Genomic DNA, 13,392 nt, shown 5'->3' on the forward strand with positions numbered 1-13,392 from the left:
CAACAGGGTCCAAGACTTGATCGCACTCCTTTCCTTTTACCTCTTCGCGACGGTCATGCTCGCTTCGGCGGTGTGCGTGATCTTCTCGCGCAATCCGGTGCACAGCGTGCTCTGGCTGATCCTGGCGTTCTTCAACGCGGCGGGCCTGATGCTGCTCGTCGGCGCAGAGTTCATCGCGATGCTGCTGGTCATCGTCTATGTCGGCGCGGTCGCGGTGCTGTTCCTGTTCGTCGTCATGATGCTGGACATCGACTTCGCGGAACTCCGCTCCGGTTTCAGCAGGAACCTGCCGTTCGGGATCATCATCGCGATCATCCTTTTCGCTGAGATGTTCTTCGCCGTGCGCGCATGGCAGGCAGGTCCGGTGCTGAGCGCCGCGTCCGCTCCGGAAGCCACGCAGCCGAACATCGTCGCCCTCGGGCAGGTGCTTTACAGCCGCTTCCTCTATCCGTTCGAAATCGCCGGCCTGATCCTGCTCGTCGCGATGATCGGTGCGATTGTGCTGACCCACCGCAGCCGGGGTGATGTCCGCGGCCAGAAGATCTCCAAGCAGGTCGACCGCCGTCCGGAGGACGCGATCAAGCTCGAGAACCCGACCGTGGGCGAGGGGATGAAGCTGTGATTACGCTGTATCATTTCCTTGGCGTCGCGGCCGTGCTGTTCGTGCTGGGCGTGCTCGGCATCTTCCTCAATCGCCGTAACGTCATCCTGATCCTGATGGCCATCGAGCTGATCCTGCTCGCGGTGAACATCAACCTTGTCGCGTTCAGCGCCTTCCTCGGCGACCTCGTCGGGCAAGTGATGGCGATGTTCGTCCTGACCGTCGCCGCCGCCGAAGCCGCCATTGGCCTCGCCATCCTCGTCATCTTCTTCCGTCGCCGCGGCTCGATCGCGGTCGACGACGTCAACCGGATGCACGGCTGATGCACCCAGTCCTCTTCATCGTTTTCCTGCCGCTCCTGGCCGCGATCGTCGCCGGCCTCGGCGGCCGCTGGATTGGTCAGACGCCCGCAAAGGTCGTCACGACGGGTTCGCTGTTCATCGGCGCGGCACTCAGCTGGCCGATCTTCATCGGGTACCTGACCGGAGCGTCGCATGAGCAGGTCGTTCCTGTGCTCGACTGGATCCACTCTGGAACGTTGAACGTCGCCTGGGAGCTTCGCGTCGACACGCTGACGGCGGTGATGCTGGTGGTGGTGACGACGGTCTCGTCGCTCGTTCACCTCTACAGCTGGGGCTACATGGCCGAGGATCCGAGCCAGCCTCGCTTCTTCGCCTATCTGTCGCTGTTCAGCTTCGCGATGCTGATGCTGGTGACGGCCAACAACCTCGTCCAGATGTTCTTCGGCTGGGAAGGGGTGGGCCTGGCGTCCTACCTGCTGATTGGGTTCTGGTACCATAAGCCCTCGGCCAATGCGGCGGCGCTCAAGGCGTTCGTCGTCAACCGCGTCGGCGACTTCGGATTTTCTCTCGGCATCTTCGGCACGTTCTGGGTGTTCGGTACTTTGTCGATCCCGGCGATCCTCGCCGCCGCGCCCTCAATGGCCGGTTCGACGATCGGCTTCGCCGGCCTGCAGGTCGACACGATGACCGCGCTTTGCCTGCTGCTGTTTGTCGGCGCGATGGGCAAGTCTGCGCAGCTCGGCCTCCACACCTGGCTTCCAGACGCGATGGAGGGTCCCACCCCCGTCAGCGCCCTCATCCATGCGGCAACGATGGTCACCGCCGGCGTGTTCATGGTCTGCCGCCTGTCGCCGATGTTCGAGCAGAGCGCGACGGCAACCATGGTCGTGACCTTCGTCGGGGCGGCTACGGCTTTCTTCGCGGCGACCGTCGGCACTGCGCAGAACGACATTAAGCGGGTGATCGCCTATTCGACCTGTTCGCAGCTCGGCTACATGTTCTTTGCGGCAGGCGTCGGCGCTTATGGCGCAGCGATGTTTCACCTGTTCACGCACGCCTTCTTCAAGGCGTTGCTGTTCTTGGGCGCGGGCTCGGTCATCCACGCGATGCACCACGAGCAGGACATGCGCTTTTACGGCGGCCTCCGTAAGGAAATCCCGTTCACGTTCTGGGTGATGCTGATCGGCACGCTTGCGATCACCGGCGTCGGCATCCTGGGGGTTGGCTTTGCCGGCTACCATTCGAAGGATGCCATCCTCGAGAGCGCCTACGCGAGCGGTTCGGTGCACGGGACCATTGCCTTCTGGGCAGGCGCCATCGCCGCCTTGCTCACCAGCTTCTACTCCTGGCGCCTGATGTTCCTGACCTTCTGGGGCAAGCCGCGCTGGGGCGCTTCGGAGCACATCCAGCATGCAGTCCACGGCGACCATGCGGATCATCCGGACGAGGAGCATGGCGACAGTGCGCATGACGATGCGATGCCGCCGGAAGGTACGGGCGGGTATCATCCGCACGAAAGTCCGCTGACGATGCTGGTGCCGATTGGCCTGCTCGCCATCGGAGCGATCGCCGCAGGCTTTACCTTCAGCCATTACTTCCTGGAGTCAGCCGAATTCTGGAACGGCAGCCTGGCGTTCAACGAGCACCTGGCCCACGCGATGCATGAGGTGCCGATCTGGGTGAAGTACACAGCGACGATCGTGATGCTGGTCGGCCTCGCGATTGCCTACAACAACTACATTCGCCATCCGCAGGACGCGGCGGCCTTCGTAAAGCAGTTCGGCGGCATCTATCAGTTCGTGAAGAACAAATGGTACTTCGACGAACTATACGATCGGATCTTCATCCGTCCGGCGCTGTGGTTTGGCCGCCTGTTCTGGCGACGCGGTGACGAAGGCACGATCGACCGCTTCGGGCCGCACGGCGCAGCGTACGCGGTCGGCGTCGGGAACCGCATCTCCGCGCGGCTGCAATCGGGCTTCCTCTATTCTTATGCTCTCGTGATGCTTCTCGGCCTCGTCGGCGCGGCAAGCTGGGCAATCTGGTGGGCAGCCAAGTGACGAACCTTCCCTTGCTGACCCTCCTCATTGCCATTCCGCTAATTGCCGGCGGACTGTGCCTGTTCGTGAAGGCGGAGGCGGCGCGCTGGATCGCACTCGTGGCGACACTGATCAACCTGGCACTTGGCGCTTACTTGTGGGCGGCGTTCGACCCGAATGGTGCGCAGTGGCAGTTCGTCGAGAACCTCCCGCTCGCAGGCAACATCAGTTGGGCGCTCGGCATCGACGGCATCGCGCTCGTCCTCATCATGCTCTCGGTGTTCCTGATGCCGATCTGCATCGGGGCCAGCTGGCGTTCGATCGACAAGCGCGTGCCCGAGTACATGGCGGCGTTTCTGCTCATGGAAGCACTGATGCTCGGCGTGTTCGCCGCGCAGGACCTGTTCCTGTTCTACGTCTTCTTCGAGGGCGGTCTCATCCCGATGTACCTGATCATCGGCATCTGGGGCGGCGCGGAGCGCATCAAGGCCAGTTACAAGTTCTTCCTCTACACCCTGTTCGGCTCGGTGCTGATGCTGATCGCCATGATCTACATGGTGACCCAGGCGAAGACGACGTCGATCCCGGTGCTGATGGCGCACGACTTTCCGGTCGATGCGCAGAAATGGCTCTGGCTAGCATTCTTCGCCAGCTTCGCGGTGAAGATGCCGATGTGGCCGGTCCATACGTGGTTGCCGGATGCGCACGTCCAGGCGCCGACGGCGGGCTCGGTGATCCTTGCCGGTGTGCTCCTGAAGATGGGCGGCTACGGTTTCATCCGGTTCTCGCTGCCAATGTTTCCTGAAGGCTCGGCCTATTTCGTGCCACTGGTCTTCGTCCTGAGCGGGATCGCGGTCGTCTACACCAGCCTGGTCGCCCTCGTGCAGACCGACATGAAGAAGCTGATCGCCTATTCGTCGGTGGCGCACATGGCATTCGTCACCTTCGGCCTGTTCGCCTTCAACCAGCAGGGCATCGAAGGCGCGATGATGGTGATGCTCGGCCACGGCCTGGTGTCCGGCGCGCTCTTCCTTTGCGTCGGCGTCGTCTACGATCGCATGCACACGCGCGAGATCGCCAAATACGGCGGGCTTGCGAACAACATGCCGGGCTATGCCCTGTTGTTCATGGTCTTCACGATGGCCAGCGTCGGACTGCCCGGCACCAGCAATTTCGTTGGCGAGTTCCTTAGCCTGGTCGGAACTTATAAGGTGTCGAGCTGGGCGGCGATCGTTGCCACGACCGGCATCATCCTCGGTGCCGCCTACATGCTTCTTCTCTATTGGCGGATCGCGTTCGGCGTCGCCCGGACGCCCGAGGCCGCGCAGATGACTGACCTGTCGGCTCGTGAGTGGTGGCTCCTCGCGCCCATCGTGGTGGGCGTGTTCTGGATGGGCATCTACCCGGAAAGCTTCATTCGTCCGTTCCGCGCCGACGTCGCGCGACTGGTCGAACGCATCGATCGCGCAGCACCCGCAGGCGACCTCAACTTCAAACCCGGAAAGCCTCAGCTGCAGGCTGAACACCATGCAGCCGAGGCCGCTCACTGATGAACCCGTTCGCACCCATCCTGCCGGAGCTGATCCTCACGGTCGGCGGCATCGCCCTGATGATGGTCGCCGCGTTCGGTGGGCGCCGCATCGGCGGCGTCACAAGCTGGTCGGCCGTCGCGATCCTGATAGCGGCAACCTTCGCGCTGATCGGGGCCCCGACCCATGCGGGGGGAGTGTTTGGGGGCCTAATCACCGCTGACCTCTTTGGGTCGTTCGGCAAGGCCATCATCTTCCTCGCTTCGGCCGTCGCGATCATCGCTGCGCACGGATGGTTCGAAAGGGACACCGAGCATAGCGCCGAATACTCCGTGCTGATCCTGTTCAGCGCACTCGGTGGCGCGGTGATGGTTTCCGCGACCAGCCTGGTGACGCTCTACGTCGGCCTGGAGCTGCAGAGCCTGTCAGCCTACGTCCTCGCCTCGTACCGCCGTTCCGATGATCGGTCCGCCGAAGCTGGCCTGAAGTATTTCGTCCTTGGCGCCCTCGCCAGCGGCATCCTGCTCTATGGGATTTCGCTGCTTTACGGCTTCACCGGGACGATGAATTTCAACGGCATTGCAGCGGCGTTTGCTCGCGAAGGTTCGACCTCGCTCGGCCTTCTCTTCGGTCTGGTGTTCGTGCTGGCCGGTGTCGCTTTCAAGATCAGCGCCGTTCCGTTCCATATGTGGACCCCGGACGTGTACGAAGGTGCGCCGACGCCAGTCACCGCCTTCTTCGCGTCCGCGCCGAAGGTGGCCGCGGTTCTCCTGGGCACACGGATCTGCCTCGACGCGCTCGAGCCGGCGATCGAGGCCTGGCGGCAAATCGTGATCTTTGCCGCGCTTGCTTCAATCTTCCTCGGCGCGGTGGCCGCGTATGGGCAGACGAACATCAAGCGCCTGCTGGCCTACTCCTCGATCAACAATGTCGGCTTTGCTCTCGTCGGCCTTGCGGCGGGCGGCCAGCAGGGGGCGTCGTCCGTTCTGTTCTACATGGCCGTATATGTCGTGATGACGCTTGGCGCATTCCTTTGCGTCCTGTGGATGCGCGACGAGAATGGTGAACCGGTCGAGGAGATCGCGGCGCTTTCAGGCCTGTCCCAGACGCGTCCGGCCTACGCGGCCGCGCTGGCGATGTTCATGTTCAGCCTTGCAGGAATCCCGCCATTGTTCGGCTTCTGGCCGAAGTTGCTGGTGTTCCAGGCCGCCGTGAACTCGGGACTGGTGGCGCTGGCCGTGGCCGCGATCGTTGGGACGGTGATCGGTGCCTACTATTACCTGCGGATCATCAAGGTCATGTACATGGACGAGGCCGCCGCGCCGTTCGGTCGTGTGAGCCAGCCGGTGCAGGGCGCTCTGATCTTTCTTGCAGCGCTGATTGTCTCGCCGCTCGGATATTTGCTGATCGGACCGCTGAACAAGCTCACCGATCTGGCTGCGAGTTCGATCTTCTGACCCGGATTCGGATCGTCGAGCAGACCGGCTCGACCAACGCCGATCTGCTTGCCGACGCGAACGCCATCGAGGGCGACTGGCTGGTCGCCATGACCCAGGAGGCGGGACGGGGCCGCCAGGGCCGCGAATGGGTCAGCGAGGCCGGCAATTTCTTCGGCAGCACGCTGGTTCGATTGGGGCAAGGCGATCCTCCACCGCAGTCGCTATCGCTCGCCGCCGGACTGGCTCTCATCGAAGCGGTCGATATCGCCGTTCCCGATCAGCCGCTGATGCTGAAATGGCCCAACGATCTGATGCTGGGAACGGCAAAGCTCGCGGGCATCCTGCTCGAACGGAGCGCGGAGCGGGTGGTCGTCGGATTTGGACTGAATCTTGCGTCGGCGCCGAAGCTTGAGGGCCGCGATGCCGCCGCGTTGAATGGCGCTCTGCTGCCTCAGGCGTTCGCACCGTTGCTGGCCGGAAGCTTCGCCCGCATGCTCACGCTCTGGCGCAGCTCGACTCCAGACGTGTTCTCGCGCGCCTGGCTCGCACGCGCTCACCCGATCGGCACTCGGCTGACGGTCCATTCGAGCAGCGAAGAGAAGGTCAACGGGATCTTCGACGGCATCGAGCCGGACGGAGCGCTTCGTCTCCGCCGGAACGGTGACGTAGACGTCATCCGCGCCGGGGACGTCGAACTCTAGAAGTCTGTTTTCCCGAACCTGGGGATCCCCTGGTTCTTCCCCGGTGGATCCAGCGTGGTCAGGTCGAGATCGAGCGGCTTGCCGCCAATCCATTCGCCAAGGCTCGTGTGATCGGCGAGATCGTCCTGCGTCAGGGGGTGAACCAAAGCGCGAAGTCCTGAAGCGCGGATCATGTTCTGAACCTTGTCGAGAGCGCTTTCGTGGAAGTGGACCTCGTATTGCGGAATCGGATGAGGCCCAGCCTTGCCCTCGGTCATCCGCCCCACGAACAGCACGTCCGGTTGGGCCTGGAAGCTCACCCGCAACGATTCTGCCGTGCCGCGTTCCTCCGGCGAGAAATAGATATGGGCGTGATAGGGCGCGTCGGTCATATCTCGTCTACCGCCAAGTTGTGAACGCCAGCCGGGAAGGCTAGTGCGCAACCATGCTGTTAGCCATCGACGCCGGCAATACGAATGTCGTCTTCGCCCTCGTCGACGGGCGCGAGATCAAGACGCGTTGGCGGATCGCGACCGACCCAAGGCGGACTGGCGATGAATATGCAGTCTGGCTCCATCAGTTGCTGGAACTCGAAGGCTATTCCAAGGCTGACGTCACGGCGGCAATCATCGGTACCGTTGTTCCTCGAGCGACCCACAACCTTGAAGTGCTCGCAAGCAAGTATTTCGGGGTTGAGGCGCTGATCGCGGGCGAGGGGAAGGCCGCGTGGCCCATCCCTCTGGATGTGGACGAGCCGCAGAACGTGGGCGCCGACCGCGCTCTCAACGCCATGGCGGCGCACGCGAAATTCCCAGGCGACCTCATCGTGATCGATTTCGGCACCGCGACGACTTTCGACATCGTTGACTATAATGGCGCGTACAAAGGCGGGATCATCGCTCCGGGCATCAACCTGTCACTCGACGCGCTCGTGAATGCTGCGGCCAAGCTGCCCCGCATCGCCATCGAGGTCCCTGAGAACACGTCCGTCATCGGGCGCACCACAGCCAGCCAGATGCTGACCGGCGTCTACTGGGGCTATGTGGCGATGATGGAAGGGCTGGTGGCACGCCTCAAGGAAGAGATCGGCCGCCCGGTGAAGGTCATCGCGACCGGCGGCCTTGCCGCGCTATTCGACAAGCAGACCGACCTGTTCGACACCGTTGAGCCCGACCTCACGATCCGGGGGTTGAGCCTGCTGCATGAGAAGGTCGCTTCGGCTTAAATGACTCCAGGCGAAGAACTGCTGTTCTGCGCGCTCGGCGGGTCGGGCGAGATTGGCATGAACGTCAATCTCTACGGCATGCAGGGGCAGTGGCTGATGGTCGATCTCGGCCTGACGTTCGCCGATCCGGACTATCCGGGCATCGACTTGATCCTGCCCGATCTCGAGTTCATCGAGAAGCAGCGGGACAAGCTGGCGGGCATTGTCCTCACGCACGGGCATGAAGATCACATCGGCGCCATCCCCTATCTGGCCGCCGACCTGAAAACGCCGCTCTACGCGACGCCGTTTACCGCGGGCCTGATCGCCGAGAAGCTGGAGGAGGAGGGGCTCACCGGGCAGGTGAAGCTGAACGTCATCGCCCGCGATGCGAGCTTCGAGATTGGCCCGTTCAAGCTGACTTATGTCGCGCTCGCGCATTCGATCCCGGAAGGGAACGGCCTTCTGATCGAGACGCCGCACGGGCGGATCTTTCACACCGGAGACTGGAAGATCGACGAGACTCCCGTGCTCGGCGAACCGTCGAGCCACGAGGCGTTGGAGCGTGTCGGCGACCAAGGAATCCTCGCTCTGGTTTGCGATTCCACCAACGTCTTCCAGGATGCGCCTTCCGGATCGGAAGCCGGCGTTCACGAGGGCCTCCGCAACGAGGTCGCGCGCGCCAAGGGACGGGTTGTCGTTACCACCTTCGCCTCCAACGCCGCGCGACTCCAGACGATTGGACGCGTCGCCACCGAGACCGGGCGGAAGGTCTGCATGGCCGGCCGCTCGCTCGACAGGATCGTCCGCGTAGCCAAATCGACCGGCTACCTTCTCGATTTTCCCGAGATCATCGGCTTCGATGAGGCGATGCGCCTGCCGCGCAAGGAAGTGCTGATCATGGCAACTGGCGGGCAGGGGGAGCAGCGAGCCGCGCTCGGCCGAATCGCTCTCGGCAACCACGATATCAAGCTTACCGAGGGCGATACCGTTATCTTCTCGTCCAAGATCATCCCGGGGAACGAGGCGGCGATCGGCCGGATCATGAATGCCCTGTCGGACCTGGGAGTGATCATCATCACCGACCGGCAGGCACATGTTCACGTCTCCGGTCACCCGGGCCGGCCCGAGCTTGCACAGATGTACGACTGGATTCGGCCCGAGATCATCGTCCCAGTGCACGGCGAACCGCGTCACATGGCGGAGCATGCGCGTTTCGCCCTGTCGCACGGTGTTCCTCAGGCCATGCTGCAGAGGAACGGCGATCTTGTCCGTCTCGCCCCCGACGGGCCGGCGAAACTCACCGAGGTACGCGTTGGTCGGCTGGTTCTCGATGGTGACGTCATCCTCCCGGCGGATGGGTCGACCATCACCGAGCGCCGCCGTCTGGGCTTCAGCGGCCTGATCACCGTCGCCTTGCCGATCGGCCCTGACGGGAAGCTGGCCGGCACACCCGTGATCCGGCCCTTCGGTGTTCCGATCGAAGAGGACCGCGAGGACTTCATCGCCGACGCGACCGATTCCGCTGAAAAGGCCTTCAATCCCAGCGCTGCGGAGGATCAACTCCGCGAGGCCGTGCGCCTGGCCGTTCGTCGCTGCGCGACCGCATGGACAGGCAAGAAGCCGTTGGTCGAGGTCATGCTGGTCCGCACTATCTCATGAGGTGGACGTCGATCTCGGCGATCTTCTTCCTGTTCTTCGCCGCCAGCGCGTTCTTCCTGCTGCCGTTCGGCGTAAGGACCGACGAGGAAGTCGGAAATTCGAAGATACAGGGACAGGCCGATAGCGCCCCGCATCGCTTCGACCTCAAGCGACATTTGCTCAAGGCCGTGGCGCTGGGCGCACTGCTTACCGCGATCTACTACGCGAATTACGTCAACGGATGGATCACCGCCGACGACATCGACTTTTACAATTAGATCAATCGTTTAGCGGCGTTTGTCGACAACTTGTGCGAGCGCTGCGTAGAGCTTGCCGGTATCCGACGACATCAACGTCACCGCGATGACTCCGCCATCCTTGTCGGCGACAATCCTGCGCATCATCGCCTCGAAGTCATGGACGTAGCGGTGGACCGCGTCCTGGAACTCGATGTCGGAATCGTAGTGCGCCTTGATTGCCCGGGTTTCCGAGCCTTCGAGCAGGCGGACGGCACGTCGCGTGAACACGCCGCGATTGCCCTTGAGATAGGAATCCCAGGCCTTGTCGTCGACTTCGTCGGACAGGATCTTTCCGACGTCGATCGATGCCGAGTTCATGGAGTCGATGAGTAGCGACACCCGGCGGGCGAAGGCCTCGCTGTCCTTTTCCCGCTGTTGCGAGCTGACCTGCTCCATATGCTGTTCGAGGGCAGTGGCGCTTCGTCCGAGCGTCAGCATCTGCTCCGTCAAGCGGTCCGACGCAGAGCGTGCCGCGTCGACTGCACGCGCGGCAGTTGCCTGTACGTCGGCGAGCTTCAACTCGATTTCGTCCCGAATGACGGCTTCAAGGGCCTCACGTGTCGCCGAGGAGAGGTTCTGCGCACTCTCCGGCACGACGCGGGCAATTGCCTCGCGGGCGCGGTCCGCGGCATGCGACGCCGCTTCCTTGACCTGCACCATCGCGTCGATGAGAGCAGGGCCCGTTTCGTGGCTCAGCTTGCTCGCCTCCGTCTGTGCGGCGGAGATGGCGTGAGCGAGGGAGATGAGGCGTTCGCCAGCCTCGCCGACCCCCTCGTCGAGAGTAGCCAGAAGCGTGGTGAACCGGTCCTGCTGCTCGGCGATGCCCGAAGCTGATGTCTTGATGCGCTCGCTCGCCTCGATCGCGGCCTCCCGCATCCATTGCAGTTCGGGCCTGATCTTCTCGGTCGAACGAATGAGGCGCTCGGTCCCGGCTTCCGCGTCGCCGATGGCGAAGGAGAGCTGGTCCTTCACGTCGTTCGTCAGGCGGCCAACGTAGTTCTGGAGAGCGGCCGCGCGTTCCGCCAGCGCTTCCACGGCATTGTCCTGCGCGCTGGTTTCTTCCGAAAGCTGCTGCAGCTCCGTCCGCGCCCGACCGATCGACCTTGCGAACGTCCCGGCCCGCTGGTCGCCTGCCTCGGCGAGGCTGGTGAAATGCTGGTCGAGCTCGGCAAGTGCGCGCGCCGTCTCCGCGACGATCCGCTGCGAGGCCCGCTCCTGTTCCGCGATCCGCGACGTCAGCCCGTCAAGGGCCACGTTGGCGGCTGTCACGTTCGACGCCAGCGACTCAGCAGCCTCGGCGCCCGTTTTCCCGATGCCGGCGGACGACTGCTCGACCAGCGACGCGACCGCAGCCGCTTGCGTGTCGATGCCGGAGCGGATTTGCTCCAGCGTCGCAGCCGCACGGATCATGAGGTCGTCGGCGGTCGTGGACAGCCGGTGATTGGCATCTCCGATTGCAGCAGCCGCCTCATTGCCGCCGGCCTCGACCCGCGACAAATGTTCGGTCAGCCGTTGCACAGCCGCCGCGACGACTTCCTCAGCCGAGCGCGCCGTCGTCGACAAAGCCGAAACCTGCTCGGCGAATCCGGTCGCGTGCCGAGAGGCCGCAGTTCCGGCCACCTGCAGTTGTTCCGCCATGTTGCGGGCCGTGGCTTCAGCCTTGGGCAGGTCGTCCAGCAGTACGGCGATATCAGTCCGAGCAGACTCGGCGGCCCGGTCGAGGGCAACGCCATGCTTGACCAGCTTTTCCGTGCTTGAATCGAATTCCCGCGTGATCCCGCCAAGCTTGCCGGTGGCGTCGTCGCCAAGCTGCATCAGCTGCTGAGCGATCGTTGTCAGCTCCGTGCGGCTATCGGTGATCCGCTGGGACAGCACGCCGAGCAGGCCCTCGAGCGAGCGCGCCTCAGCGCGCATCTCGATCACGGAGCGCGTGAAGCGCTCTGCTTCCTTGCGCCGGGTCCGCCCGAACATGATCCAGCACAAGCCGAGCAGCGCCAGCGGCCCCGTCGCCAAAGCCAGCCATTGCGCGATCGAGGGCGATGTCAGCGGCTCGTTCGCAAGCGCCCTGCCGGCCGCCCATGCAATGTATCCGACCCACAGCGCCGCGAGGACAACGAGCGCGCTGCCAAGGACCTGGCGGCCGCCTGCACCGCGAAAATCGGATTCCGCCTCGGACTCCCGCCAGGCATAAGGGTCGAACCCGCCGGAGATTTCCGTCTCTACAGGCGGCGAAACATAGTCCCTCAACGAGGTGGGCTGGCTTTCGGCGCTCTGCGGGTTTGGCTTCATGTCGGGCAGTTTATCATCTTTGTCCCTGCGCGAAAGCCGTTACAGAAGCGGTTCGGCGTTTGCTTCGATTGCGCCGAGTTCAGTGAAGCCGAGAGGGGATCGTTGGCGCTAGGCGCTCTTATCGGAGCCTATCAGGAGGATGATTCCGGCGGCCTGGCTGCCTTGCTTCCGCTCGCCGGCCGAACCCTCATCGAGTACCAGGTGCGCTGCGCAGCCGCGGCGGGCGCTTCGCCAATCGTTGTTCTCGTGGAGCGGATCCCGCTGGCCTTGAACCAGGCATTCGAGCGACTCCGGCAGGAGGGGCTTGCCGTCGTGCCCGTCAGCGACGGCGCCGAGGCGGCCACTCGTTTTGAGGCGTCCGAGCTGATCCTGCTGATCGGCGACGGAATCGCGGCGCCACTCGAATTGCTGCTGCGTTTGGGCCACGAGCACGAGGCGCTGGTGCTGACGGTGCCCGATGACGAAGCGCACGAGAATTTCGAGCGCATCGATAGCGTCAGTCGTTGGAGCGGGGTGGCGCTGATCGACGGCCGAATGCTCGGTGCGACCGCGGCCATGCTGGGCGATTGGGACTTGCCGTCTACGCTCTTGCGTCGATCGCTCCAGGCGGGAGCCCGGTTACAGGCCGCAACGTCCGGGAATGAGCCTCTTCTCGCCCGCAATTCCGGCGCTCTCGAACAATTCGAACGTTCGCTGATCGCTGCCTCTCGGTCAGAGCGCACTGACCTGGCCAGCCGCTACGTCCTTCCGCCGGTCGAGGATTTTGCGACCGAGAAGCTGATGGAGACCGGCGTTCGGGCTGAGTGGCTCCTTTATCTCGCTCTTGCGCTCACCGTCGGCGCGGCGTTCGCCTTTACTCGCGGCTGGCTCTGGCCCGCAGTGATCACGTTGGTGTTGTCGTCTCCGCTGGACCTCGTGGCGCGGAGGCTAGGGATCCTTCGCCTCCGCCCAATCCCGCCAAAGACCTATTCACAGCTCCTGCTTTGGCCTGCCGGTGGGCTGGCGCTGATCGCGCTCAGTTGGTGGGAAACGCGGCATGGAGCAGGGTGGGGGGCTCTCGTCTGTGCGTTGAGCGCCGCTGCCTTCGCGCAAGCGTATCAGGTCGAGCGGGCTCATACGGACATCGCTCTTCCGCCGTGGCTCGTGTCTCGCCGGAACACGATCTTTCTCTTGCTTCTGTTCGCAATCGGCCAAGCGTGGACCGGCTTCCTCGTCGCCGTGCTGGTATACACCTCTGTTTCGTTCTTCTTCGTTCAGTATTTGGTACACCGCGTGCGAACAGAATTGACGCCGCATTAACCTCAATCCGATAATGCCAATCAAATGGTGCCGGACGAATGGCCGATTGCCTCGCCGTCGGAAGATGATG

General features: G+C 63.5%; 12 protein-coding genes. 10 read left to right on the plus strand and 2 right to left on the minus strand.

From position 1 onward, the window contains the following. Positions 1 to 16 precede the first annotated feature (16 nt). The 6 genes from ABD928_RS14850 to ABD928_RS14875 are packed head-to-tail and all read left to right on the plus strand — an operon-like array spanning position 17 to position 6,611. Positions 17 to 622: an NADH-quinone oxidoreductase subunit J gene (locus tag ABD928_RS14850; RefSeq protein WP_187713910.1), complete on the plus strand. Its 606-nt coding sequence runs from the start codon at positions 17 to 19 to the stop codon at positions 620 to 622. Then, on the plus strand, positions 619 to 924 hold the full coding sequence (gene nuoK, locus ABD928_RS14855; RefSeq protein WP_187713911.1) for an NADH-quinone oxidoreductase subunit NuoK: 306 nt from the start codon (positions 619 to 621) through the stop codon (positions 922 to 924). Before ABD928_RS14850 ends, nuoK begins: the two co-directional genes overlap by 4 nt. Further along, positions 924 to 2,963, plus strand: a complete 2,040-nt coding sequence (nuoL, locus tag ABD928_RS14860) for an NADH-quinone oxidoreductase subunit L (protein WP_345169978.1) — start codon at positions 924 to 926, stop codon at positions 2,961 to 2,963. The genes nuoK and nuoL overlap by 1 nt, the downstream gene beginning before the upstream one ends. Then, positions 2,960 to 4,492 carry an NADH-quinone oxidoreductase subunit M gene (locus tag ABD928_RS14865; RefSeq protein WP_345169980.1) on the plus strand — a complete coding sequence of 511 codons (1,533 nt, stop codon included), beginning with the start codon at positions 2,960 to 2,962 and terminating at the stop codon, positions 4,490 to 4,492. Before nuoL ends, ABD928_RS14865 begins: the two co-directional genes overlap by 4 nt. Beyond that, on the plus strand, positions 4,492 to 5,928 hold the full coding sequence (gene nuoN / locus ABD928_RS14870) for an NADH-quinone oxidoreductase subunit NuoN (protein WP_345169982.1): 1,437 nt from the start codon (positions 4,492 to 4,494) through the stop codon (positions 5,926 to 5,928). Before ABD928_RS14865 ends, nuoN begins: the two co-directional genes overlap by 1 nt. A gap of 11 nt (positions 5,929 to 5,939) precedes the next feature. Then, positions 5,940 to 6,611 carry a biotin--[acetyl-CoA-carboxylase] ligase gene (locus ABD928_RS14875; RefSeq protein WP_345170224.1) on the plus strand — a complete coding sequence of 224 codons (672 nt, stop codon included), beginning with the start codon at positions 5,940 to 5,942 and terminating at the stop codon, positions 6,609 to 6,611. Here the strand turns inward: ABD928_RS14875 and ABD928_RS14880 are convergent. Further along, positions 6,608 to 6,982, minus strand: a complete 375-nt coding sequence (locus ABD928_RS14880) for a DOPA 4,5-dioxygenase family protein (RefSeq protein ID WP_345169984.1) — start codon at positions 6,980 to 6,982, stop codon at positions 6,608 to 6,610. The genes ABD928_RS14875 and ABD928_RS14880 overlap by 4 nt on opposite strands. Before the next feature lie 53 nt (positions 6,983 to 7,035). Between ABD928_RS14880 and ABD928_RS14885 the strand changes: the two genes are divergently transcribed. From ABD928_RS14885 to ABD928_RS14895, 3 genes are read left to right on the plus strand one after another with little or no spacing between them, the layout of a single operon-like run. Continuing rightward, positions 7,036 to 7,815, plus strand: coding sequence for a type III pantothenate kinase (locus tag ABD928_RS14885; RefSeq protein WP_187713913.1), 780 nt, complete (start codon positions 7,036 to 7,038; stop codon positions 7,813 to 7,815). Continuing rightward, positions 7,816 to 9,456 carry a ribonuclease J gene (locus tag ABD928_RS14890; RefSeq protein ID WP_345169987.1) on the plus strand — a complete coding sequence of 547 codons (1,641 nt, stop codon included), beginning with the start codon at positions 7,816 to 7,818 and terminating at the stop codon, positions 9,454 to 9,456. After that, positions 9,453 to 9,713 carry a DUF1467 family protein gene (locus ABD928_RS14895; RefSeq protein ID WP_187713914.1) on the plus strand — a complete coding sequence of 87 codons (261 nt, stop codon included), beginning with the start codon at positions 9,453 to 9,455 and terminating at the stop codon, positions 9,711 to 9,713. The genes ABD928_RS14890 and ABD928_RS14895 overlap by 4 nt, the downstream gene beginning before the upstream one ends. Before the next feature lie 9 nt (positions 9,714 to 9,722). Here the strand turns inward: ABD928_RS14895 and ABD928_RS14900 are convergent, their stop codons facing one another. Next, positions 9,723 to 12,023, minus strand: coding sequence for a coiled-coil domain-containing protein (locus ABD928_RS14900; RefSeq protein WP_345169990.1), 2,301 nt, complete (start codon positions 12,021 to 12,023; stop codon positions 9,723 to 9,725). Between the two features lie 102 nt (positions 12,024 to 12,125). Here ABD928_RS14900 and ABD928_RS14905 point away from each other — a divergent pair, with 102 nt between their 5' ends. Beyond that, entirely contained in the window at positions 12,126 to 13,322 is a 1,197-nt protein-coding gene (locus tag ABD928_RS14905) for a glycosyltransferase family protein (RefSeq protein ID WP_345169992.1), read from the plus strand. Positions 13,323 to 13,392: the final 70 nt, after the last annotated feature.

This window comes from Sphingomonas daechungensis, assembly GCF_039543105.1.
Lineage (GTDB): Bacteria > Pseudomonadota > Alphaproteobacteria > Sphingomonadales > Sphingomonadaceae > Sphingomicrobium > Sphingomicrobium daechungense.